This is a genomic window from Streptomyces griseofuscus, from assembly GCF_014673495.1.
GTDB classification, from domain to species: domain Bacteria; phylum Actinomycetota; class Actinomycetes; order Streptomycetales; family Streptomycetaceae; genus Streptomyces; species Streptomyces murinus.
In genome coordinates, this window is sequence record NZ_CP051006.1 from 2,042,393 (window position 1) to 2,064,598 (window position 22,206).

The following is a 22,206-nucleotide window of genomic DNA, read 5'->3' on the forward strand; positions in this document are numbered from 1 at the left end:
ACGGCCGCGGGCGTCGCACGCTGAATCCATGGGACATCCGACGCAGCACCCCCACATCGTCGTCCACGCCCCCGCCCTGGACGGCTCCCGGCGGGTCACCGAGGGGGAGGTGACGCTGGGCCTTGCGTCGCATCTGGACGATGTCGTGGAGATCCTTCGACTGGCCGATCTGGACCGGGTCGAGGTGGAGGAGGACGACCTCATCGAGTGGCAGGGCGGCGGGCCCGAGGACTGGCCGGGGCTCTCGGAGCACGAGGTGTAGGAGCGCGCACAGGACAAAGGGGCGGCCCGTCCGGTGGACGGGCCGCCCCTTCTCGCGGGGGCCGTGTCAGCCCTTCAGTGCGCCGATCGCCGTCGGCGCGTGGGACGCCTCCGTGGCGAGGGGTTCGAACTCGGTGACGTCGCTGATGTCCATCGTGCGGCTCATCGAGATGTTCGTGATCCGCTCCAGGATCGCCTCGACCACGACCGGCACCCGGTACCGCGCGGCCAGCTTCTTCGCCTCCTCGAAGGCGGGGCCCAGCTGATCCGGCTCGGTGACCCGCAGGGCCTTGCAGCCCAGGCCCTCGGCGACCTTGACGTGGTCCACGCCGTAGACACCGATCTCAGGAGTGTTGATGTTCTCAAACTCCAGATTGACCTGGAAGTCGATGTCCAGGCCGAGCTGCGCCTGGCGGATCAGGCCCAGGTAGGCGTTGTTGACCAGGACGTGCACATAGGGGATGCGGTGCTGGGCGGCGACCGCCAGTTCCTCGATCAGGAACTGGAAGTCGTAGTCGCCGGACAGCGCGACCACCGCGGCGTCCGGGTCGGCCTTGGCGACGCCGATCGCGGCCGGGATCGTCCAGCCGAGCGGTCCCGCCTGGCCGCAGTTGATCCAGTGCCGGGGCTTGTAGACGTGCAGCATCTGCGCGCCGGCGATCTGGGAGAGGCCGATCGTGGTGACGTACCGCGTCTCGGGCCCGAAGGCCCGGTTCATCTCCTCGTACACCCGCTGCGGCTTCATCGGCACATCGTCGAAGTGGGTACGGCGCAGCAGCGTGGCCTTGCGCTCCTGGCAGGAGGAGATCCAGTCCGCACGGTCCGGGAGCCGGCCCGCCCCCTTCAGTTCCCGCGCCACCTGGACGAACAGCTCCAGCGCCGCCCGCGCGTCGGACACCACGCCGTAGTCGGGCGGGAAGATCCGGCCGATCTGGGTGGGCTCGATGTCCACATGCACGAAGGTGCGGCCCTCGCGGTAGACGTCCAGCTTGTAGCCGGTGTGCCGGTTCGCCCAGCGGTTGCCGATGCCGAGGACGAAGTCGGACTCCAGGAAGGTGGCGTTGCCGTAGCGGTGCGCGGTCTGCACGCCGACCATGCCCGCGTTCAGCTCATGGTCGTCGGGCAGCGCCCCCCAGCCCATCAGGGTCGGGATGACGGGGGTGCCGGTCAGCTCGGCGAACTCGGTCAGCAGGGCGCACGCGTCCGCGCCGATGACACCGCCGCCCGCCACGAGGACGGGCCGCTCGGCGGCGAGCAGGTACGACATCGCCTTCTCGATCTGCGCGCGGGTCGCGGCCGGCTTGTACACCGGCAGCGGCTCGTACGTCTCCGGGTCGAACTCGATCTCCGTGAGCTGGACGTCGATCGGCAGGTCGATCAGCACCGGGCCCGGCCGGCCGGAGCGCATCAGATGGAACGCCTGCTGGAAGACGCCGGGGACCTGGGCCGCCTCCAGCACGGTCACCGCCATCTTGGTCACCGGGCCCGCGATCGCGGCGATGTCGACGGCCTGGAAGTCCTCCTTGTGGATCACATGGGTGGGCGCCTGCCCGGTGATGCACAGGATCGGGATCGAGTCGCCGGAGGCCGAGTACAGACCGGTGATCATGTCGGTGCCGGCCGGTCCCGATGTGCCGACGCACACGCCGATGCTGCCGGGCCGCGCGCGGGTGTAGCCCTCGGCCATGTGCGAGGCGCCCTCGACATGGCGGGCGAGGGTGTGCTGGATGCCGCCGCCCTCCTTGAGGGCCTTGTAGAACGGGTTGATCGCGGCGCCCGGCACACCGAAGGCGTCACTGACGCCCTCAGCCTTGAGGATCTCAACTGCCGCGCGGGCAGCGGTCATACGAGCCATCGAGTACTCCTGCCTCGGTGTCGGATGCGTACTCCCGGCGCGCCCCGCGGTGAGCACTGATCCCAGATGATTCCGGTGATTCCGTATTGTGGAATTTAGTTTCTACTATCTGGAAGCAATGTAGGGCTGAGTACGGGCCTCGTCAAGAGACACAAAGACACCGGCAAGTGGTGTGGGAATGCCGGACAAACGCGGTACGGCGGGAGCACCATGGGAGCGGTGTCCCGAGGTGTCGTGCGAGAGTGAGTGGGCCATGCCCGAGAGCGTGTCGGTGCGCTGTCCGGCCTGTCGGCGTGAGCATGTCTACACCGCCCCGGCGTATCCCTGCGCCTGCGGAACCCCGGCCGCCCCGCGGCTGGACCGGGTCGCCGCGCCGGTGGTGGCCGGGCACCGCTCCTGGGCGGACGACTGGATCGGCGCCGCGTGCGCCGTCTGCGGGCGGCTCAACCACTGGCCGCGCCCGGAGGTGGGCTGCCCCTGCGGCACGGTGCTGCGGATCCCGGTCCTGGAGACGGGCCCGGACCCCGACCCGGACCCGGCGCCGGCCCGCACCGAGCCGTCCCCCGATACCGCCCCGCCCCGCCGCGCCTTCCAGCCGCATGCCGTGCGTACCGCGCGGGACGCCGTCACGGCGACCGCGCTGTATCTGCGCTGGCTCGGGTACGGGGACATCCGGCGCGCCGACCAGCGGCCGGTGCACGGCATCGGGCTGGCCGCCCGGGGGCTGCTCGCCCAGGTGGATCCGACGGTACGGCCCGCCGCGCCACGGGACGTGGAGTGCCTGTGGCTGACCGCGATGACGGAGTCCGCCGACTGCGTCTACTTCTCCCTCGCCGGGTACACCGACGCCGCCCGCGCCTGCGCGGACTCGCTCGGCGTACCCCTGTTCGTCCTCGACCTCGCGGGCGTCCCGCAGCCGGTGAACGACCCCGCGGAGGCCCTGAACGCCGACGGCGCCCCGGAACCGGGGCGCCGCGCGCGACGGGGCTGAGGCAGCGGCTCAGTCCCGGTACCGCTCCCGCAGTTCGATCTTCCGCACCTTCCCCGACACCGTCATCGGGAAGGCGTCGAGGATGCTGAGCCTGCTCGGCACCTTGTAGTGCGCGAGCCGCCCCCGGCAGAAGGCGTGCAGTTCCTCCAGGGTCAGCGGGTCGCCCTCGTCGTGCGGGATCACACAGGCCAGCACCTCCTCGCCGTACTTCTCGTCCGGCACCCCGACGACCTGTACGTCCCTGATCTTCGGGTGGGCGTAGAGGAACTCCTCGATCTCGCGCGGGTAGATGTTCTCGCCGCCCCGGATGATCATGTCCTTGATCCGGCCGACGATCTCCACGTACCCGTCCTCGCGCATCATCGCGAGGTCCCCGGTGTGCATCCAGCGGCCGGCGTCGATGACCTCGGCGCTCTTCTCGGGCTCGTCCCAGTAGCCGAGCATCACGCTGTAGCCGCGGGTGCACAACTCGCCGGTCCTGCCGCGCGGTTGGGTGACTCCGGTGGCCGGGTCGACGATCTTGACCTCAAGGTGGGGCAGGACGCGGCCGACGGTCGCGGTGCGGTGCTCCAGGTCGTCGTCGGTGCGGGTCTGAAGGGACACCGGCGAGGTCTCGGTCATGCCGTAGCAGATGGCGACCTCGGCCATGTGCATCTCGGCCACGACCCGCTTCATCACCTCCACCGGACAGGGCGAGCCCGCCATGATGCCGGTGCGCAGGGTGGAGAGGTCGTACGACGCGAAGTCCGGCAGGTTCAGCTCGGCGATGAACATGGTCGGGACGCCGTACAGGGAGGTGCACCGCTCCCGCTGCACCGCCTCCAGGCTGGCCCGCGGTTCGAAGGACGGGGCCGGGATCACCATGCAGGCGCCGTGCGAGGTGGCAGCCAGGTTGGCCATCACCATGCCGAAGCAGTGGTAGAAGGGGACCGGGACGCAGATCCGGTCCTGCTCCGAGTACTTGACCAGCTCCCCCACGAAGTAGCCGTTGTTGAGGATGTTGTGGTGGGAGAGGGTGGCACCCTTGGGGAAGCCGGTGGTGCCCGAGGTGTACTGGATGTTGATCGGGTCGTCGCAGGACAACTCGGCTGCCCGCGCCGCCAGTTCGCTGCGGTCACCGGTCTCGCCGCGCGCGGTGAACGCCGCCCAGCCGGGGTCCCCGAGGTAGACCACCTCGCGCAGCTCGTGGCAGTCGCCGCGGACCTCCTCGACCATGGCGCGGTAGTCGCTGCTCTTGTGGCTGAGGGAGGCGAACAGCAGCCGTACGCCAGCCTGGCGGAGGACGAACCGCACCTCGTGGGTGCGGTAGGCCGGGTTGATGTTGACCATGACGGCGCCGACGCGGGCGGTCGCGTACTGCACCAGCACCCACTCGGCGCGGTTGACCGCCCAGATGCCCACCCGGTCGCCCTTGGCGATGCCGCTCGCCAGCAGCGCGCGGGCGAGCCGGTCCACATCGGCGTCGAAGGCGGCGTACGTCCAGCGGCGGCCGGCCGCCACGTCGACCAGGGCCTCGCGGTCCGGCCAGGTCCGCGCCGTACGGGCGAGGTTGGCGCCGATGGTCTCGCCGAGCAGCGCGGTGGTGCCCGTCCCATGGGCGTACGACAGATGCGGGGCGCCCGCCGGAAGTCCCCGGCTCACCGGAAGTCCTCCTCGCGGTACTCGTCCGCCGAGCCCTGCGCGGTGGCCTCGCGCAGTTCGATGCGACGGATCTTGCCGGAGACGGTCTTGGGCAGCGCGCCGAACTCCAGGCGGCGGACGCGCTTGTAGGGGGCGAGCACCCGGCGGGAGTGCTCGAAGATCATCTTGGCCGTGTCGGGTCCCGGCTCATAGCCCTCGGCGAGCACGATGTACGCCTTGGGCACCGCGAGCCGCAGCTCGTCCGGGGCGGGCACCACGGCGGCCTCGGCCACCGCCGGGTGCTCCAGCAGCGCGCTCTCCAGCTCGAAGGGGCTGATCTTGTAGTCGGACGCCTTGAAGACGTCGTCGGCGCGGCCGATGTAGGTGAGGTAGCCGTCCTCGTCGCGGGCCGCGATGTCGCCGGTGCGGTAGTAGCCGCCCGCCATGGCCTCGGCGGTGCGGTCCGGGTCGCCGTGGTAGCCGGCCATCAGACCGATGGGCGGCTCGGCGAGGTCGAGCGCGATCTCGCCCTCGGTGGCGCCGGGCGCGCCGGTGACCGGGTCGAGGAGCTCCACCTTGTAGCCGGGGCTGGGGCGGCCCATGGAGCCGGTCTTCAGCCGCTGGCCGGGGGCGTTGGAGACCTGGACCGCGGTCTCGGTCTGCCCGAAGCCGTCCCGGATCGTCAACCCCCAGGCGCGGCGCACCTGTTCGATGACCTCGGGATTGAGCGGCTCGCCCGCGGCCACCACCTCGCGTGGCGGCGTGCGCAGTTGGCCGAGGTCGGCTTGGATGAGCATGCGCCACACGGTCGGTGGGGCGCAGAAGGTGGTGACCCCGGCGCGGTCCATCTCGGCCATCAGCCGACCCGCGTCGAACCTCGTGTAGTTGAAGATGAAGACGGTCGCCTCGGCGTTCCACGGGGCGAACAGGTTGGACCAGGCGTGCTTGGCCCAGCCGGGCGAGGAGATGTTCAGATGGACGTCGCCGGGCTTCAGGCCGACCCAGTACATGGTCGCCAAGTGGCCGATGGGGTACGAGACATGGGTGTGCTCGACCAGCTTTGGGCGGGCGGTGGTGCCCGAGGTGAAGTAGAGCATCAGCGGGTCGTCGGAGAGGGTGGGCCCGTCGGCCGTGAAGCCGGCGGGGGCCTCGTAGGCGTCCTCGTACGCCAGCCAGTCCCGCTCCGGTGCGCCGCCGACCGCGATCCGGGTGTAGGTGCCGGGCACCTCGGCGAACTTGGCGGTGTCCTCGGCCCGCACCAGTACATGCCGGACCCGGCCGCGCTCGACGCGGTCGCACAGGTCGGCGGGGCCGAGCAGCGGGGTGGCCGGGATGACGACCGCGCGCAGCTTCATCGCGGCCAGCATGACCTCCCACAGCTCGGCCTGGTTGCCGAGCATGACCAGGATGCGGTCCTCGGCGCCGACGCCCCGCGCGCGCAGCCAGTTCGCGATCCGGTCGGAGCGCTCGGACAGCTCGGCGAAGGAGAGCCGGGTCTCGCGGCCGTCCTCCTCCACGATGTGCAGCGCGGTGCGGTCGTTGCCGGCGGCGATCACGTCGAACCAGTCCAGCGCCCAGTTGAAGTGCTCCGGCCGGGGCCACACGAACCCGTCGTAGGCGGTGGCATAGTCCTCGCGGTGTGCCAGCAGGAAGTCCCGTGCGTTCCTGAAGGCATCGGTCGCCGTCGTCATCCGTCGTCCTCCTATGTTCCCGACCATTGCCGGGCGGCTCCCTGGCATCGTCTAATCCGTGATACAGGTCTCACTACCCCCGAACGGGGGTGTGGTCCCTGCGCGCACGGGGGTGTGGTCCGCACATCAGCCGCACCGAAGGAGCGATGAGGTGACAGCAGAGGCCGTGACGGTGGTGGAGATCCGCGGTGCGCTGCTCAGGCTGCGGCGCGCGACGGGGCTGCCGGTCGCCTTCGGCGGGCTGGTGGAGTCCGGCCGGCCGCAGGTGCGCATCAGCGAGCTGAGCGGCACGGCGACGGCCGCGCTGCGCTCGCTCGCGGTGAGCTCGGGCAGCGGCCTTGGCGGCAAGGCGGTGGCGCTGGCCCGGCCGTGCGCGGTGACGGACTACTCCAGCTCCCGGCACATCAGCCATGAGTACGACATCCCGGTGGCCGCCGAGGGCATCCGCTCGGTGCTCGCGGTGCCGGTGGTGGTACGGCGCCGGGTGCGCGGGGTGCTGTACGGCGCGCTGCGTTCGGCCCAGCCGCTCGGTGACCGGGCGCTCGGCGCGGCGGTCGCGGTGGCGCGGGACGTGGAGCAGACGCTGATACTGCGGGACGAGGCGTGGGAGCTGCTGACGGCGGGCCGGGGCCTCCTCGGGGACGCGGGGGCGCCCGGCGGCCCCGAGACCGGGGCCGGTACGGGCGCCTGGGAGCAGGTGCGGGAGGCACACGCGGCGCTGCGGGCGCTCGCGCCCCGGATCACCGATCCGGTCCTGCGCGCCGATCTGCTGGCCGCCTGCGGGCTGTTGACGGCGCCGCGGCCGGCCGGCGGGCCGGCTCTGGCGCCGCGTGAACTGGACGTGCTGTCCTGGGTGGCGGCGGGCGCGACCAATGCCGCGGTGGCCGAACGGCTGGGGTTGCGCCCGGAGACCGTCAAGGGGTACCTGCGTTCAGCGATGCGGAAGTTGGGCGCACACACGCGGGGGGAGGCGGTGACCGCGGCACGCCGGGCGGGGTTGCTCCCGTAGCCCTCCGAGACATGAAGGAAACCTTCCCATTCATGCGCGGATGCTTTGAATTTCCTCATGCTTGACCGTTTGTTATTTCCCTCACCACGGCTTCCGTCCGAATTTCAAGGATCGTTGCCTAGAATTTGGTCCGGACACGACATACGAGGGGAGCGGTGACCGTGCGACGGGACTTCCAGGAGTCTGCCCGATGCCGCTCGGACCTGGTCATCGGCCGCGAGGAAGTGTGCGCCGCCGCCCGCGCCCAACTCGCCTCCGGCGGCAGTGTGCTGCTCCACGGACCGGCCGGAATAGGGAAATCGACCATCCTGCGGGCATTGGCCGAGGAATACGCCTCGACCGCGCACATCGTCCTGCGCTGCTCGGCGACCGAGTCCGAATCCCACCTTCCGTTCCTCGCTCTCGCCGACCTCCTCGGCCTGGTCCTCGACGACGTCTGCCCCCGGCTGCCCGCCGCCCAGCGCACCGCGCTGGAGTCGGCGCTCACCGGCCGCGGCGAGTCCACCCTCCAGCGCGACGGCCTCGCCCTGCGCCTCGCGGTGCTGTCCGCGCTGCGCGCGCTCGCCGCCCGCGGACCGGTCCTGATCGTCGCCGACGACCTCCAGTGGCTGGATCCCGCCAGCGCCGAACTGCTCGGCTTCGCGGCCCGCCGGCTCGGCGGCACCCCGGTCCAACTCCTGTGCGCCGTACGGACGGAGGGCCAGGACAGCCAGGAGTACGACCGCCATCTGCGGTCCTGCCCGCCGGACACCCTCGCCGTGCGGCTCGGGCCGCTCTCGCACACCCGGATCGCCGAGCTGCTCAGCCACCGCGGCCACGGGGCGCTGTCCCGCTCCACGGTCCGCGAGGTGCACCGCACCAGCGGCGGCAATCCGCTGTTCGCGCTCGAACTCGGCCGCGCCCTCGCCGAGAGCCCCACCCCGCCCCGGCCCGGCGAGCCGCTGCCGGTGCCCACCTCGCTGCGCGCCCTGGTGCTCAGCCGCCTGGACATGCTGTCCGTGGAGGCCCGCCGCACCCTGCTGGTGGCCAGCGCCGGCGCCCGGCCCACCCCGGCGCTGCTGCACGCGGCGGGCCGGGAGAACGCCGAGGCGGAGTGCGCCCAGGCCGCCGAACTGGGGCTGCTGGCAACGGAGTCGGACGCGCCGGCCGTACGCTTCGCGCATCCCCTCATCTCCGCCGCGCTGTACGCGGAGGCGCCCGCGCAGGAGCGGCGGGCCGCGCACGCGGCGCTGTCCACGGCCGCCTCCGACCCCATCGAGCGGGCCCGGCACCTCGCCCTCGCCACCACCGGCGCCGACCCGGAGGTCGCCGCCCGGCTCGCCGAGGCCGCCGCCCTCGCCCGGGACCGCGGCGCGCCCTCGGTCGCCGCCCAGCTGGGCCTGCTTGCCGCCCGGCACACCCCGGTGGACGGCGTGCCCAGCCCGGAGGAACGCCGGCTCGGCGCCGCCGAGGACGCCATCACCGCGGGCGAGGTGGACCTCGCCCGGGACATCGCCCGCGAGGTGCTCAAGCGGGCGAGCGTGCCCGCCGAACGGGTGCGCGCCTGGATCATCGTCATCGACACCGCGGGCCACACCATGGCCGAGGTCGACGCCCTCTTCCCGCAGGCCCTCGCGGACGCCGGGGACGACCCGCGGCTGCTCGCCCTGGTCCACTACCAGCTGGGCTGGCGGGCGCTGATCGTGGAGGGCGACTTCACCGCGGCCCGGGACGCCGCCGCGCACGCCGCCGAACTGGCCGCGCGCAGCAAGGACCGGCGCACCGAGCTGCTCGCCCTCGCCTTCCAGGCGCAGACCGAGACCCTGATGGGCCATCCGGAGGCGCCCCGCACCATCAAGCGGGCGCTGCGCGAACCCCAGGACCCGCGGGTGGCCTGGCACCACAACGGGGCGGGCAGCGCCCGGTTCCGCTGGCTGGTCATGGGCGACCAGCTGGCCGAGGCGCGGGCCACCGTCACCGGGCTGCTGCGCGAGGTGCGCCGGCACGGCTCGGTGGAGAGCGAGGTGCACTTCCTGCGCGGCCTGGCCGAGACCGAACTGCGCGCCGGGCACTGCGGCCGCGCCCTCGACCTCGCCCGCGACAGCCTCAAGCTCGCCCGGGACTCCGGGATCGGCGAGACCGCCTCGGCCATGCTGACCTCGCTCGCGGAGGCGTCCGGCGGGGACGTGGACCGGGCGCTCACCCTCGCCCGGGAGGCGGTGGAGCATGCCGAGGAGGACGGCGACCAGATGTACCTCTCGCGGGCCCTGGGCGCCCTCGGGTACGCCCAGTTGGTGGCGGGGGACCCGGCGGGCACCGTGCGCTCGCTGCGCCGGGTGCGCAGCCTGGAACTGGGCCTCGGCATCACCGACCCGGCCCGCGGCCGCTGGCAGGGCGACCTCGCCGAGGCACTGGTCCGCATCGGTGAACCCGCCGAGGCGCAGGACGTCATCGACAGCGCGCGGGAGCACGCGCTGCGGCTCGGCCGGGAGAGCGTCCTCGCCGTACTCGACCGCTCCGAGGCGCTGGTACGGGCCGCACAGGGCGCGGGCGAGGCGGCGCTCGACCGGCTGAGATCGGCTCAGGACCGGCTCGGCAAGCTGGGCTACGGCCTGGAGGAGGCGCGGGCCGCGTTCGCGCTGGCCCGGCTGCGCGGCCGGCGTCCCGGGCCCGCGGCCTACGACGAGGCGACCCGGATGTTCCGCCGCTGCCGGGCGCTGCCCTGGCTGCGCCAGGTGGACGAGGCGCTCACCACCCTCGAAGCGGAACCGGCGCGGACCGTGCCCGCCGCCCTGGACGCGCTCGACGTGCTGGACGTACTGGCCGCGATGGAGCGTCAGGTGGCCGCGCTGGTCATGGAGGGCGCCACCAACCGGGAGATAGCGGCGCGGCTGTTCATCAGCGTCAAGACGGTCGAGGCCACGCTCACCCGGGTCTACCGCAAGCTCGGGATCCGGTCGCGGGTCGACATCGTCCGATTGGCCGCAGGTCGGCGCGCGCGCTGAGCACGGCGCCTGTTAACTGAGCCGGACCGAGGGTTTTCCCTCACCCGACCCCCTAGGGGGTTCCCTCATTGGGAGCCGAAGCTTCCGGGACCTAGCGTAATGGGCGTACCGCTCGCCCGGGTACAGGGGGTCGGACCCACCCCCCACCACCGTGCACAACCCCCTACCCGTGCGAACCCCCACCGGTGCAACCCCACTGAGGAGACTCATGTTCGGGCCCACACGTGCCAGACGCACCGCCGCGATCCTGGTGGCCACCGCCGCCGCCGCGACGACCGCGCTGCTCGCCTCCCCCACGGCGAACGCGGCTCCCCAGCCCATTGTCGGCGGTACGACGACCACCACCACGGCGTACCCGTTCGTCATGCAGATCACGGACGCGTCCGGCAGCCAGTTCTGCGGCGGCACCCTGGTGTCCGCCACCAAGGTGGTGACGGCCGCGCACTGCATGGCCGGTGAGACCCCCGCCAGTGTCCGCGTCGTCGGCGGCCGTACCAAGCTCAACGGCACCGACGGCACGGTGAGCAAGGTCAGCAAGATCTGGGTGAACCCGGACTACTCGGACGCCACCAACGGCGACGACGTGTCCGTGCTGACCCTGTCGACGTCGATGCCGTACAAACCGGTGTCGTACGTCTCCTCCTCCCAGACGGGGGTGTACGCGGCCGGTACCACGGCGCGGATCCTCGGCTGGGGCACGACTTCGGAGAACGGCAGCTCCTCCAACCAGCTGCGGACCGCGACCGTACCGCTCGTGTCCGACGCCAGTTGCCGTTCCTCCTACGGTTCGGACTATGTGCAGTCCGACATGGTGTGCGCCGGGCTCAGTTCCGGCGGCGTAGACACCTGCCAGGGCGACAGCGGCGGTCCCCTGCTCATCGGGGGCGTCCTGGCAGGGATCACTTCTTGGGGCGAGGGGTGCGCGGAGGCGGGCTACCCGGGTGTCTACACCCGGCTGGCCACCTTCGCGGACCAGGTCACCGCACAGGTGAACTCGTGACCCGGAAGAACTCCCGAGTACCCCTCGGGTAAGGCCAGGGGGGCGTTGCGAGCGACCACGAGCAGCCCGCAGCGCCTCCCTCTCCACGTCCCGCGCCCCCTCGCGCGGCGCTACTCGGCGAGGTGCAGGGCGAATCCGCTGCGGCCCGGCTTCTCCAGCCCCGCGCGCAGCCGGACCACCGGGATCTCGTAGTCCCCGCCGTTCTGGGTGCGGTAGGGGACGGGCTCGGTCTCCTCCAGGGACAGCAGCCGCTCGCGCCACCGCTCGGCCGCCGCCGCGAAGTCCTCGGGTGACATCCGCCCCGCGCGGTACAGGACGAACGGCGGCAGTACGGCCATGCCGGGGTGGAAGAGGATGCCGTGCTGGATCGGGAACAGCAGGTCGTCGATCGGGCCGTTGATGCCGCGGTCCGAATAGTGGCCCTCGGGGCCGCCGACCGTCAACGACAGCATGGCGCGCTTGCCTTGCAGGGTGCCCTCGCCGAAGCGGTCGCCGTACCGGGTGTCGCTGTGCTCGCCCACGCCGTAGCCGAAGCCGTAGGTGAAGACGCGGTCCACCCAGCCCTTGAGGATCGCGGGCATCGTGTACCACCACAGCGGGAACTGGAGGATCACGGTGTCGGCCCAGCGCAGCTTCTCCTGCTCCGCGCGGATGTCGGCGGCGAGCGCGCCGCTCTCGTAGGCCTGTCCGGAGTCGGGTACGACGGCCAGCGGGTCGGAGGCCGCGGGGCCGAAGTCGGCGGCGTCGACGGTGGACTTCCAGCGCATCGCGTACAGATCGCTGACCCGGACCTCATGGCCCGCGCCGGTCAGCGTCTTTACGGCGAGGTCGGTCAGCGCGCCGTTCAGCGAGCGGCGCTCGGGGTGGGCGTGCACGATGAAGACCTTCATATCCGCTCCTCGGATCGTCGGGGATCCGATCCTCGCGGGATCCGACGGCGCGGTTCAGGGGCGCTCGTTCCATAGGTCCGCTCTTCCTGGTACCGGCAGGGCCACCCAACGGGCTTGTCCGGCACGGATACTGGAGCGATGGACGATCTCGCGGACTTCCTGCGCACACGTCGGGCCCGGGTCCGCCCGGAGTCCGTCGGCCTGCACGCCGACACCCGCCGCCGGGTGAGCGGGCTGCGCCGCGAGGAGGTCGCCCACCTGTCGGGGGTGAGTGTCGACTACTACGTCCGGCTGGAGCAGGGGCGGGCGCGCCGGCCCTCGGCACAGGTGCTCGACGCGCTCGCGCGCACCCTCGATCTGGACGAGGTGGAACGCGAGCATCTGCACCGGCTCGCGAACCGCCCCGGGCGGCCGCGGCGGCGGCCGTCGATCGCGCGGCCCCGGCCCGAACTGCTGCGGGTGCTGGAACTCATGGCCGACGCGCCCGCGTTCCTCATCGACCACCGGATGACGGTGCTGGCCGCGAACCGGCTCGCCGATCTGCTCTACGGCCGCTCCGTCGAGGGGCTGAACATCGCCCGGCACCTCTTCCTCTACGAGGAGGGGCGCGAGCTGTTCGCCGACTGGGAGGGCTGCGCCCTCGACGCCGTCGGCCATCTGCGGCTGGCCGCCGGCCGCTGCCCCGACGACCCCGAACTGGCGGCCCTCATCGGTGAACTCGCCATGCACAGCGAGCGGTTCCGTCAGCTGTGGGCGCGCGCCGACGTCCGTACCCGCACCCACGGCCGCAAGGTCTACCGGCATGCCGCGGTCGGCCGTCTGGAGCTGCACCAGGAGAACTTCGTCCTGCCGGACTGCGCGGGCACGGAGCTGATCGTGCAGTCGGCCGCGCCCGGCAGCGCCGACCACGACAGCCTGCGGCTGCTGGCCGCGCTCGGCGCCACCGGTGACCCGGTCGTGCCGGACGCGGTCTGATCCTTCCGGGCCCTTTACCCGGCGGGGACCTTGGACGGGGAGGGCGGAGGGAAGGGTTCCTCCTGCGGCCGGCGCTGCCGGTGCGACAGAGAAGACTGCTGAAGGAGCTGAGATGACCGAGGCGTTGGTGCTGGGTGGCGGCGGTGTGGGCGGGATCGCCTGGATGACCGGGCTGCTCGCGGGACTCGCCGATGCCGGGCAGGACGTCACCGGGGCCGGGTTGCTGGTGGGCACCTCCGCGGGTGCGACCGTCGCGGCCCAACTGGGCAGCGGGCTCGGCGTGGAGGAGCTGTTCGCGCGGCAGGTGGAGCCTTCGTTGCAGGCCCGCGAGATCATGGCCGAGATGGACATCGAGCGGTTCGCCGCGGAGATCGGCCTCACGATGGCCACGGCGTCCTCGGCGGCGGAGCTGCGCGGCGCGGTCGGCCGGGTGGCGCTGGCCGCGCGGACGGTCAGTGAGCCGGAGCGGCTCGCGGTGATCGAGTCCCGGCTGCCCGAACACGGCTGGCCGCAACGGGCGTTGAGGGTGGTGGCGGTCGACGCCGAGACCGGGGACACGCGGGTCTTCGACCGCGACTCGGGTGTCTCGCTGGTCGACGCGGTCGCCGCCAGCTGTGCCGTCCCGGGGGTGTGGCCGCCGGTGACGATCGCCGGGCGCCGCTACATCGACGGCGGAATCCGCTCCGTGGCCAACGTCGACCTCGCCGCGGGCGCCGCCCGGGTCCTGGTCCTCGTCCCACTGGGTCCCGTCGAGCCCCTCCCGAGCGACCACCCGCTGGACGACACGGTCGCGGCGCTGCGCGCCGAGGGTGCCGAGGTCCTCGTCATCGGCCCCGACGACGCCTCGACCAGCGCGATCGGCGCCAACCCGCTGGACCCGGCGACCCGCGGACCGGCGGCGCGGGCGGGCCGCGAGCAGGGGCGCGAGCTGAAGCTGGAGTGGGCGGAGGGCTGACCGTCGACGGCCCGCCCTCCGCTCCAAGTCACCTCTGTCTCACGGCACTTGGTCGCACACCGCTGGCAGCCAGGTCTGTCCCGGCGCCGATCTCAGCGTGTCCAACGTGGTGAGCAGGGAGGTGAGACGGGCCGGGTGGGCCAGGTAGTCGATCACGGCCTCGGCGAAGGCGTCGCGGACTGTGGGCGGCATGGCGTCGGAGGCGTCGAAGCAGTGCGTGGCGGCCGGGGAGAGCAGGGTCGTGGCGAGCGTCCGGTGCCAGGTGGGTCCGGTGGCGGCGGGCCGGGCCCTGGTGTCGACGGAGAAGGCCGACTCGGCGTCGGCCCAGGCGCGTTGGGCGGCCGGGGAGGACAGATAGCGGATCAGCCGCTTCGCCTGCGGGGTGGCGTGCAGCAGGGCGACCAGGTCGCCGGAGACCTCCCAGGAGTCCTTGGCGGTGGCGCCCGGGATGAGGGCGGCCGAGGGGTCGTAGCGGCCGTCGGCCTGCTTCCAGGCGGTGGACTGGGTGCGGATGAAGGACGCCTGGTGTTCGAGCGTGCAGCCCCGAGGGGTGGCCGTCACCGGTGCGGACGCCTCGGCGTAGCCCGTCTTCAGGGTGCGGCGCAGCAGCTTCTCCGACGTGCCCGCGCCCATCAGGCGGCCCCAGGTCGTCCACGCCTGCCGTACCTCGGGCGAGCGCCAGGACAGTTTGCCGCTCGTCCACGACTGGTAGACGCGCGGCCCCTGCTGCTGGAGCAGGATGTCCTCGATCCAGTCCGTGCCGGGCCAGCCGCTGGTCGCGCCGGAGCCCATCCCCACGCACCACTGCGCCGGATCGTCCCGCGCCGCGCGGCGCTGCCCCTCGCCGGTCCCCGCCGGGTACCAGACGATGCTCTTGAGGTCGGCCTTGAGCGGGAACCAGTACACATGCCCGTCCGCGAGCGGGGTCGCCCAGGACGTGCCGAAGTCCTCCCGGGGAATGAGCCCGTCGAGCGGCTGGAGCTGCTTCTGGCCCGCGTAGTCGGCGAGTTCACCGGGGCCGGTCAGCACCACCACGTCCGGCGGGGTCCCGGCCTCGACATCGGCGCCGAGCACCTGGCTCTCGGCCGAGCTGCCCTGGTAGTCCACGTGCACGTGGTACGCGCGCTCGAACGGCTCGATCACCGCGCGGCGCAGGTTCGTCTCGTCACGGCCCGTCCAGTTCGCCAGCAGGGTGACGGTCGGCTCCCGGCCGACGGCGCGGGCACCCAGCACGACGGCCGCCGCCAGCAGGACGAGGCAGCCCGCCACCACGGTGACCGTCCGGGCGCGGCCTCGCGGACGCCCGCTCACCGGGGCCTGAACCGGTACTCGTCGATGTGCCGTCGCAGTCCCGTCTCGGTCAGTGCCATGACCAGGATGCCTCCGATCAGGATCCATCCGGCGGCCGCGGCGCGCAGCCCGGTGTCCGCCAGGTACGCGGCGGTCGCCCGCCCCGCGTGGTTGAGTTCCCGCCCGGACAGCGGGCGGTCGAGCAGTCGCCGGGTGTCCGTCATCCCCGTGTGCGTCCATACCGTGAACAGCAGGGTCACGGCGAGTCCGGCCAGGAGCAGCGCGCCCGCGCCGAGCAGGCCCCGGTTGTAGCGGCGCCGGAAGCGGCGGCGCAGGAACAGCTGGGTCTCCAGCAGAGCGCAGACCAGCGCGAGCGCGAGCAGCAGCGTCGCGGCCCAGCCGCACCACAGCAGCGGTCCGAAGGAGGTCTGCCGGTGCACGGCCGCGCGCCGCTGCGCCTGGAGGACCTTCAGCCGGGGCAGTATCCCGGAGCCCGGGTCCGCCAGGATGCTCGTCGCGTAGCTGAGGTACGCCTCGCGCAACACGCTTCCGGTGGGCTGCTGTTGGGCCTGCTGCACCTTGACCGCGTAGACGGTGATCAGCGCGGCCACGGTCTGGAGCGCCTGCTGTGCCGACGGTCCCCCGGCATCGTCGCCCGCGGCGGCCGCTACGCTCTGCGCGGCGACCGAGATCTGCTTCTGGAAGTCGCTGGTGGGGGTCGCCGCACCGGCGTCCGCCTCGGCCTGCCCGAGGGCGTACAGGGCGGTGTCGAGGGAGAGCACCGCCGGGGCGCTGGAGGTGCGCAGTGGATCGGCGTCGCCGTGCACCCCCTCGTAGGACAGGAAGAGGGAGAGCGTCAGCAGCGCCGCCAGGGCGAGCAGCAGCCGGTGGCGGACGGCCAGGTCATGGGCGGTCGTACTGCCGGCCGCCCGCTCCGGCGGCACCCGCCGTCCGCCCCCGGCACCCGCCGTGGCGGGTGTGCCGCCGTCGTGTACGGGGTCCGTGGCCGCGCTCATGCCGACGGCCCGTTCAGACGGCGGCCGCACTCGCCGCCGCAGTACACGGAGTCGGCCGGACCGAGCCAGCCGCATCCCGGGCACTCCACGAGGGCGTCGGCGTCCGGCGGGACACCGGGGTCGGGCGGCGGTTCCGCGGCCGGATGGCGGGGCGGGGTGGTCATGGCGCTGGAGAGGATCAGGTGCTGCCAGTCGACGTCCTTCAGACCGGCGCGGATCCGGCCGCCGCCGGGCGTGTCCTCGATCCGGCGCAGCGCGTCCAGGAGTTGGGGGTCGCCGAGGTCGGCCGCCAGGTGCAGGGCCCGGGCGAGTTCGCGGTCCGCGACGGCGCGGCCGTCACTGCCGCGCAGCCAGGCCCGGTAGGCGCGGGCGACGGCTGCGCTCGCCTGGTGGTACAGCTCCTGCCGGCGCACCCCGGGGTGCCGCCGGGAGGCGTCCAGCGGGTTGTCGGTCCAGCGCACCAGGACGGGGCGGGGCCGGGGCAGCCGTACCGGATGCCCGAAGTCGGGTACGACGACCTCGACGGCGGCCAGTTGGAGGTCCTCGCCGCGCTCCCGGCCGGTCGGGTCGGCGGCCAGCACCACCTGGAAGTGCCGTACCTCCTCGCCCCAGGCGCGGGTGATGTACTCGGTGCCGCGTCCGGGGCCCTCGGTGGGCAGGAGTTCCTGTTCGCCGGGGACGACCTGTTTCACCTGGCGGATGACGGTGCCGGGGGTGGGGGTGAGCCTGATGCGCAGCTCGGGGACCGCCGTGCCGAGCAGTCCGGTCACCAACTCCTCGTAAGCACATGTCAGTTCGGCCTCTTCGCGGACGGCTCCGGCGCGGCCGTGCAGCCGTCGGGTGATGCGCAGCAGCAGTTCGGCGTCCCAGTCGTCGCCGATGCCCCAGGCGTCGCAGACGAAGCGGCCCTCGCAGGCGTCCAGCGCGGTCTCCAGGGTCATGGCGGCCCGGTGGTCGTGCTCGTTGCGGCCGTCGGTGAGCAGCAGGACGTGCTTGACCGGCGCGGGGTGGTCCTTCAGCAGCCGGCGGGCCAGGTCGAGCCAGGTCCCGATGGCCGTACCGCCGTCGGCGTCGAGGATGCGTACGGCCCGTACGGCGGCGGCGCGTTCGCCCGGCCCCGCGACAGCGAGCCCCGGCTGGTCGGGTCCTGGATGGACGACGGCGGCGTGGAAGTGGCCGGAGAGCACGGCGAAGGCGGTGCCCTCGGGCAGCAGCCGTACGGCGGCCGCGGTGGCGTCCTTGGCCGCGTGCAGCTTGGCGGGCGGGAAGAGCATGGAGCGGGAGGTGTCCACGATCAGCACCTCGGCGAGCGCGGGCCCGCCGTCCGGCGTCCGCCCCCCGGCGAGCCCGGCACCGCCGCGGCCGCGCACACCGATCTCCAGGATGGCGTACATCTCCCGTTCCACGCCCTCCCCTTGGGCGGACGGCTCGGCGGGCAGGTCCTTCTCCTGGCCGACCTCCAGCGTCACCTCGATCTCTTCGGCCACGGTCATCGGTGTCTCTCCGCGGGGGTCATGGGCGTCCTCAGAAGGTGGTCAACGGCCGTACGGAATGGGCCAGATCGAGCAACCGGCCGTGTTCCGGGGCGGTGCGGGCCTGGGCGGCCAGCTGACGGAAGGAGTGTTCGAGCAGGGTGCGCAGGCCGCGCTCGTCGCCGGGTCCGAGCAGGCTCCCGGACGGCCAGGCAGCGGCGCCGCCGCCCAGGGTGTTCTCGCGGACCTCGGCGACCAGCCGGGCCCGGGACTCGCCGTCCTCGGCGCCGCCGTCCAGGCGCAGTTCGGGCAGCCGCCGGGCCGCGTCGGCCAGATCGGCGGGGGTGGGCGGCAGTCCGCCGATGACACCGGCGCGGATACGGACGGCGGCGACCCGGGCGGCGTCGTGGTGGCGGGAGGTGGCCGGTACCTCGTCCAGGACGCGCACGGCGGCATCCCGGTCGCCGCCGGCCAGATGGCCGCGGGCGAGCCCGAAGGCGGCGGCGGTGTGCGCGCTGTCCCGTTTCCACACGGCCTCGTAGAAGCGCATGGCGCGGGCGGTGCGGGCGCCGTGCTCGGCGCAGTGGCCGAGGGCGAGCTTGGGCACGTACTCGCCGGGCAGCGCCCGGTACACGGCCTCGAACCGGGCGCCGGCCGGCTCGACCTCGCCCTTGCCGAGGTGCAGGACGCCCCGGTGCCAGGCGATCCGCCAGTCATGGGCGGCGGCGCGCTCGCCGAGCTGGGTCTCGGCCTCGGTGAGCCAGTCGGCGGCCGCGTCCCGGTCGCCGCCCCTGAGATAGGCGCGGCACAGCCACAGCGCGGTCTCCGGGGTGCCGAGGCGGGAGTCGCGGGGCCACTGCCGGGCCACCTGGTCGGGGGCGTCGGGCGAGAAGGTGTCCAGGACCAGGGCGGCGCCGTCGGCGGGATCGGGGACCGGCTCCGGCAGGGCGCCGGCGACCTCGGCGGGCGAGGGCGGGGACACGTCCAGCTCGGCCGGGCGCTCGCCGGTGCGGGCGGTCCAGTGGTCCAGGGCCGGGATCGCGCCGAGCCCGGCGTCCAGGCTGGCGCCGGTGGCGCGGAACCGGGTGGAGCTCTCCGGCAGCTGCTCCCCGAACTGGAGCGAGCGGAACTCCCGCAGCACCTCCCAGAGTTGGCGGGACATCTCGGCGGCCGACCGGAACCGCGCGCGGGGTTCGGGATGCGTGGCGCGGTCGACGAGCCGGCGGAAGGAGTCGTGCGCGAGCCCGCGGGCCGGTTCGGTGTCGCGGGCCAGGGCCTGGAGGGTCATGCCGACGGTGTAGAGGTCGCTGTCGACGTGCCAGCCGCGCCGGTCGATCTCCGCCTTCGGCGGCGCGAACGTCGCCGTGTACACGTACGCGGACGCGCGGTCGCCGATCGCGCGGACCGCGCCGAGGTCGATGACCTTCACGGCCCGCCCGAAGTGGATGACGTTGGCGGGCTTCATGTCGCAGTAGAGCAGGCCCCGTTCGTGCATGTACTCCAGCGCGCCGAGGATCTTGCAGCCGTAGCTGAGGACATGGTCGAGGCGGGGGCGGCCGTGGAAGACGCGCTCGATGTCGTCGGCGTCGAAGAGCTGTTGCAGGGAGCGGCCGCCGATGTAGTCCATGACCAGGTAGCCGGTGGACGTCCCGCCCGGGGGCCGGTGATCGGCGTACGTGATGATCCGCACGATGTCCGGGTGGTGCAGGTCGGTGAGGGAGCGGCGCTCCTCGACGGCGGTACGGCGGGCGAGCGCGCCGCCCGCGTCGATCTGGCTCTTGAGGACGACGCGGTGGCCCTCGGCGCGGGTGTCCTCGGCGAGATGGATCCAGCCGAGGCCGCCGCGCGCGAGGCAGCCGAGGACCCGGTAGTGCCCGGCGACCAGGTCGCCCCGGGCCAGTTGGGGCAGGAAGGAGTACGGCGTGCCGCAGCGGGGGCAGCGGCCGGTGGCGCGGGCGGGCTGACCGCCGTACCCCACGCCGATGAGCATGCCGCAGCCGTCCGTGCCGCAGCGGCGGCCCTCGGTGGGCGGGCGCGGGTCCTCGACCAGCAGGACGTCATCGGGTTCGGGCACCTCGGGCAGGACGACCAGTCCGTGCTGGTCGAGTTCGCCGACCCCGGCCACGGCGTGCACGGTCGGCGGTCCCGGGCTCTCCTCGACCACGACGGGCGGCGGCGCGGCCGGGGTGCCGCGCGGTTCGATGTGCCGGTGCCCGCAGGTGTCGCAGTAGCCGGTCCCCATGATGCGGCCCGCGCAGCCGGGGCGGACGCAGGAGGTGGTCATGAGCCGCGCTCCTCACGGGGGTCGGTGGCGCTACGGCGGGGAGGCGGGGGGTGGTCGGGGGCGCGGGCGTGTTCGCCCGGCTCCGCGCCGGCCTTCTCTCCGGCCGGCTCTCCCGGCCCCGCCGCCTCCGCGCAGAATGCGATGAAGCGGTCCGCGGCGGCCTCCGCGCGTTCGATGTCGCAGGGTGTCTGCCGCAGCAGGATGAGCGCGGCCTCGTAGAGCCGGTAGGCCTCCAGCACCCGGTCGCCCTGCTCCTCGGCGCGGCGGCGGCACAGCGGCCACTGGGCGGTGACCCGGCCGCGGAGTTCCGCCCAGCGGCGCAGCCGGGCGTCGAGCAGATCGAGGGCCGCCTCCAGGCGCTGGCCGCGGCGTTCGGCGGCGTCCTCGAAGGTGAACAGCAGGTCGGCGCGGCGGGGTTCACGGTCCTGTTCCGAGCTGTGGGCGATCCAGGCGCGCAGCATCAGGCTGCGGCCGACGGCGGCCTCGGCCTGGTCCAGCAGCGGCTCGGCGCCGGGCCCGGCGGTCACCCGGTCCCGGCGGGCGTCGAGCGCGGGCCCCAACTCATCGATGATGCGGTCGAGTTGGGCGCCGAGGCGGGACCAGCGCTCGCGCAGCGGACGGTGCACCAGGGACTCAGCGGCCTGGGCGGCCCGGCCACCTTGGCGGCGGTGGACCAGCAGCAGCCGGGCCCCGTGCCGGGCGAGCCGGTCCAACAGGGCGAGCAGGGCGTCGGGGTCGGCGCTCTGCTCGACGCCGACCAGTACGGCGGCGAGCGGGACGCGCAGGGTGGCGAGCCGTTCGGGCCGGGGGTCGTCGCGGATACCGAGGCGTTCGGCGATGCGGTCCATGACCTGCCCCGCCGTCAACTGCCCGACGTCCAGGGCGAGATCGTGCGCACCGGCCGGGGGAACGGTCTCGGGCGGGTCATGGCTGAAGGCGCTGGTGTTGCGCTGGGTGCGCAGTTCGCGGTCCGCGAGGGTGACGGCCCGTTCCAGGGTGAAGGCGCGGTCGCCGCGGGCCGGTACGACGGTGACGAGCACCGGCCAGCCCTCGCCCCGGAACCAGCCGGCGAGTTCGGTGGCGAAGGGCACATCGAGGCGCCCGGCGCCGTTCGCCGCCCGGCCGCGCAGCCGGGGGTCGACCGCCGAGGCGCCGTCGGTCCAGGCGGCGGCCTGCGGCAGATGGCTGAGGATGGTCTCGGTGGGGCTCATCTGGCTGAAGGCGGAGACCTGTCCCTCGTCCACGCTGAGCACGATCCCGATCACCTGGTCGGTGGCGTGGTCGACGACTCCGCCGCCGCTGAAGCCGGGGGCGGCCAGCTCTCCGGGGGTGAGCGGACGCAGCTGGACCCGGCTGTCCCGGCCGCGGGCGGCGACCAGGGTGGCGCCGTGCCAGCGGCCGCCGTCGTCGCCGGCCGGGAAGCCGTACATGCTCACCGGTCCGTGCGGCGAGGCCAGCCGGTAGAGGCGGGTGGTGTGTTCGGCGGGCAGGGGTTCCGCCAGGCGCAGCAGGGCGAGGTCGCCGCTGCGGTCGCCGAACGCGTCCTCCCGCTCCGGTACGTGTTCGTCCGGGCGGACGGTGGCGGTGACCGCGCCCTGTCCGGGCACCCCGACGAGTCGGACGGCGTACCGCGTGCCCGGGGTGACGACATGGCCCGCGGTGAGCACCCGGTCGGGGGCGAGCAGCACCCCGGCACCGAGCACCGTGCCGTCCGGTGCCTCGATGCGGGCGATCCATGTCGGCGTGCGTAAGCGGGACTTGACGGCTCGCTCCCCCGTGCGCGTCATGCTGCCGAGGCTACTCCCCGCACCGGCGTGGAACTACCGGTGTGCGGTGACCGCGTACCCGACCGCCCCTGTGAAGGTTCGTCCATATTCGAACAAAAGATCTATAAAATGTGTGTATAGTCCCGG

The 22,206-nt window shown here is 73.2% G+C and carries 16 protein-coding genes; 7 read left to right on the top strand and 9 right to left on the bottom strand.

What is annotated here, in order from left to right:
* The first annotated feature begins 28 nt into the window (after positions 1 to 28).
* Positions 29 to 262 (top strand): hypothetical protein, encoded by a 234-nt coding sequence (locus HEP81_RS09005; RefSeq protein ID WP_037657891.1) that lies wholly within the window; start codon positions 29 to 31, stop codon positions 260 to 262.
* 66 nt (positions 263 to 328) lie between these two features.
* On the opposite strand, the gene gcl is transcribed toward HEP81_RS09005, so the two are convergent.
* Positions 329 to 2,107, bottom strand: a complete 1,779-nt coding sequence (gene gcl, locus HEP81_RS09010; RefSeq protein ID WP_037657895.1) for a glyoxylate carboligase — start codon at positions 2,105 to 2,107, stop codon at positions 329 to 331.
* 262 nt (positions 2,108 to 2,369) lie between these two features.
* Between gcl and HEP81_RS09015 the strand changes: the two genes are divergently transcribed.
* Positions 2,370 to 3,107 (top strand): hypothetical protein, encoded by a 738-nt coding sequence (locus HEP81_RS09015; RefSeq protein WP_037657897.1) that lies wholly within the window; start codon positions 2,370 to 2,372, stop codon positions 3,105 to 3,107.
* Between the two features lie 9 nt (positions 3,108 to 3,116).
* Here the strand turns inward: HEP81_RS09015 and HEP81_RS09020 are convergent, their stop codons facing one another.
* Together HEP81_RS09020 and HEP81_RS09025 are read right to left on the bottom strand one after the other, a co-directional pair.
* Complete coding sequence (locus tag HEP81_RS09020; protein WP_190275972.1) at positions 3,117 to 4,748, bottom strand: AMP-binding protein; 1,632 nt, start codon at positions 4,746 to 4,748, stop codon at positions 3,117 to 3,119.
* Positions 4,745 to 6,418 (bottom strand): AMP-binding protein, encoded by a 1,674-nt coding sequence (locus HEP81_RS09025; protein WP_037657898.1) that lies wholly within the window; start codon positions 6,416 to 6,418, stop codon positions 4,745 to 4,747. The genes HEP81_RS09020 and HEP81_RS09025 overlap by 4 nt, the downstream gene beginning before the upstream one ends.
* 112 nt (positions 6,419 to 6,530) lie before the next feature.
* On the opposite strand from HEP81_RS09025, the gene HEP81_RS09030 reads away from it, so the two are divergent.
* From HEP81_RS09030 to HEP81_RS09040, 3 genes are all read left to right on the top strand, one after another.
* Positions 6,531 to 7,427 carry a helix-turn-helix transcriptional regulator gene (locus tag HEP81_RS09030; protein WP_259332344.1) on the top strand — a complete coding sequence of 299 codons (897 nt, stop codon included), beginning with the start codon at positions 6,531 to 6,533 and terminating at the stop codon, positions 7,425 to 7,427.
* 155 nt (positions 7,428 to 7,582) lie between these two features.
* The gene (locus HEP81_RS09035) at positions 7,583 to 10,411 is read left to right on the top strand and encodes an ATP-binding protein (protein WP_037657902.1); all 2,829 of its coding nucleotides are present in this window, start codon (positions 7,583 to 7,585) and stop codon (positions 10,409 to 10,411) included.
* Positions 10,412 to 10,619: 208 nt separating this feature from the next.
* Entirely contained in the window at positions 10,620 to 11,411 is a 792-nt protein-coding gene (locus tag HEP81_RS09040; RefSeq protein WP_037657905.1) for a S1 family peptidase, read from the top strand.
* A gap of 110 nt (positions 11,412 to 11,521) precedes the next feature.
* On the opposite strand, the gene HEP81_RS09045 is transcribed toward HEP81_RS09040, so the two are convergent.
* Complete coding sequence (locus tag HEP81_RS09045; protein ID WP_037657907.1) at positions 11,522 to 12,301, bottom strand: NAD(P)H-dependent oxidoreductase; 780 nt, start codon at positions 12,299 to 12,301, stop codon at positions 11,522 to 11,524.
* Between the two features lie 138 nt (positions 12,302 to 12,439).
* On the opposite strand from HEP81_RS09045, the gene HEP81_RS09050 reads away from it, so the two are divergent.
* Together HEP81_RS09050 and HEP81_RS09055 are read left to right on the top strand one after the other, a co-directional pair.
* Positions 12,440 to 13,276, top strand: a complete 837-nt coding sequence (locus HEP81_RS09050; protein ID WP_037657909.1) for a helix-turn-helix transcriptional regulator — start codon at positions 12,440 to 12,442, stop codon at positions 13,274 to 13,276.
* Positions 13,277 to 13,388: 112 nt separating this feature from the next.
* Positions 13,389 to 14,231, top strand: a complete 843-nt coding sequence (locus tag HEP81_RS09055; protein ID WP_037657911.1) for a patatin-like phospholipase family protein — start codon at positions 13,389 to 13,391, stop codon at positions 14,229 to 14,231.
* Positions 14,232 to 14,270: 39 nt separating this feature from the next.
* Here HEP81_RS09055 and HEP81_RS09060 read toward each other — a convergent pair whose 3' ends face one another.
* The 5 genes from HEP81_RS09060 to HEP81_RS09080 are packed head-to-tail and all read right to left on the bottom strand — an operon-like array spanning position 14,271 to position 22,080.
* The gene (locus HEP81_RS09060; protein WP_243279346.1) at positions 14,271 to 15,500 is read right to left on the bottom strand and encodes an ABC transporter substrate-binding protein; all 1,230 of its coding nucleotides are present in this window, start codon (positions 15,498 to 15,500) and stop codon (positions 14,271 to 14,273) included.
* Positions 15,501 to 15,538: 38 nt separating this feature from the next.
* Positions 15,539 to 16,537 (bottom strand): hypothetical protein, encoded by a 999-nt coding sequence (locus HEP81_RS09065; RefSeq protein ID WP_243279347.1) that lies wholly within the window; start codon positions 16,535 to 16,537, stop codon positions 15,539 to 15,541.
* The gene (locus tag HEP81_RS09070; RefSeq protein ID WP_037657915.1) at positions 16,534 to 18,030 is read right to left on the bottom strand and encodes a VWA domain-containing protein; all 1,497 of its coding nucleotides are present in this window, start codon (positions 18,028 to 18,030) and stop codon (positions 16,534 to 16,536) included. Before HEP81_RS09070 ends, HEP81_RS09065 begins: the two co-directional genes overlap by 4 nt.
* A 31-nt stretch (positions 18,031 to 18,061) precedes the next feature.
* Positions 18,062 to 20,293: a tetratricopeptide repeat protein gene (locus HEP81_RS09075; RefSeq protein ID WP_037657916.1), complete on the bottom strand. Its 2,232-nt coding sequence runs from the start codon at positions 20,291 to 20,293 to the stop codon at positions 18,062 to 18,064.
* Positions 20,290 to 22,080 carry a S1 family peptidase gene (locus tag HEP81_RS09080; RefSeq protein ID WP_078967477.1) on the bottom strand — a complete coding sequence of 597 codons (1,791 nt, stop codon included), beginning with the start codon at positions 22,078 to 22,080 and terminating at the stop codon, positions 20,290 to 20,292. The genes HEP81_RS09075 and HEP81_RS09080 overlap by 4 nt, the downstream gene beginning before the upstream one ends.
* Between the last annotated feature and the right edge of the window lie 126 nt (positions 22,081 to 22,206).

What these genes read in the sequence shown, in the direction of transcription:
- HEP81_RS09005 (WP_037657891.1), top strand. Translation starts at nt 29, where the DNA reads ATGGGACATCCGACGCAGCACCCCCACATCGTCGTCCACGCCCCCGCC.
- gcl (WP_037657895.1), bottom strand. Translation starts at nt 2,107, where the DNA reads ATGACCGCTGCCCGCGCGGCAGTTGAGATCCTCAAGGCTGAGGGCGTC.
- HEP81_RS09015 (WP_037657897.1), top strand. Translation starts at nt 2,370, where the DNA reads ATGCCCGAGAGCGTGTCGGTGCGCTGTCCGGCCTGTCGGCGTGAGCAT.
- HEP81_RS09025 (WP_037657898.1), bottom strand. Translation starts at nt 6,418, where the DNA reads ATGACGACGGCGACCGATGCCTTCAGGAACGCACGGGACTTCCTGCTG.
- HEP81_RS09040 (WP_037657905.1), top strand. Translation starts at nt 10,620, where the DNA reads ATGTTCGGGCCCACACGTGCCAGACGCACCGCCGCGATCCTGGTGGCC.
- HEP81_RS09045 (WP_037657907.1), bottom strand. Translation starts at nt 12,301, where the DNA reads ATGAAGGTCTTCATCGTGCACGCCCACCCCGAGCGCCGCTCGCTGAAC.
- HEP81_RS09050 (WP_037657909.1), top strand. Translation starts at nt 12,440, where the DNA reads ATGGACGATCTCGCGGACTTCCTGCGCACACGTCGGGCCCGGGTCCGC.
- HEP81_RS09055 (WP_037657911.1), top strand. Translation starts at nt 13,389, where the DNA reads ATGACCGAGGCGTTGGTGCTGGGTGGCGGCGGTGTGGGCGGGATCGCC.
- HEP81_RS09065 (WP_243279347.1), bottom strand. Translation starts at nt 16,537, where the DNA reads ATGAGCGCGGCCACGGACCCCGTACACGACGGCGGCACACCCGCCACG.
- HEP81_RS09070 (WP_037657915.1), bottom strand. Translation starts at nt 18,030, where the DNA reads ATGACCGTGGCCGAAGAGATCGAGGTGACGCTGGAGGTCGGCCAGGAG.
- HEP81_RS09075 (WP_037657916.1), bottom strand. Translation starts at nt 20,293, where the DNA reads ATGACCACCTCCTGCGTCCGCCCCGGCTGCGCGGGCCGCATCATGGGG.
- HEP81_RS09080 (WP_078967477.1), bottom strand. Translation starts at nt 22,080, where the DNA reads ATGACGCGCACGGGGGAGCGAGCCGTCAAGTCCCGCTTACGCACGCCG.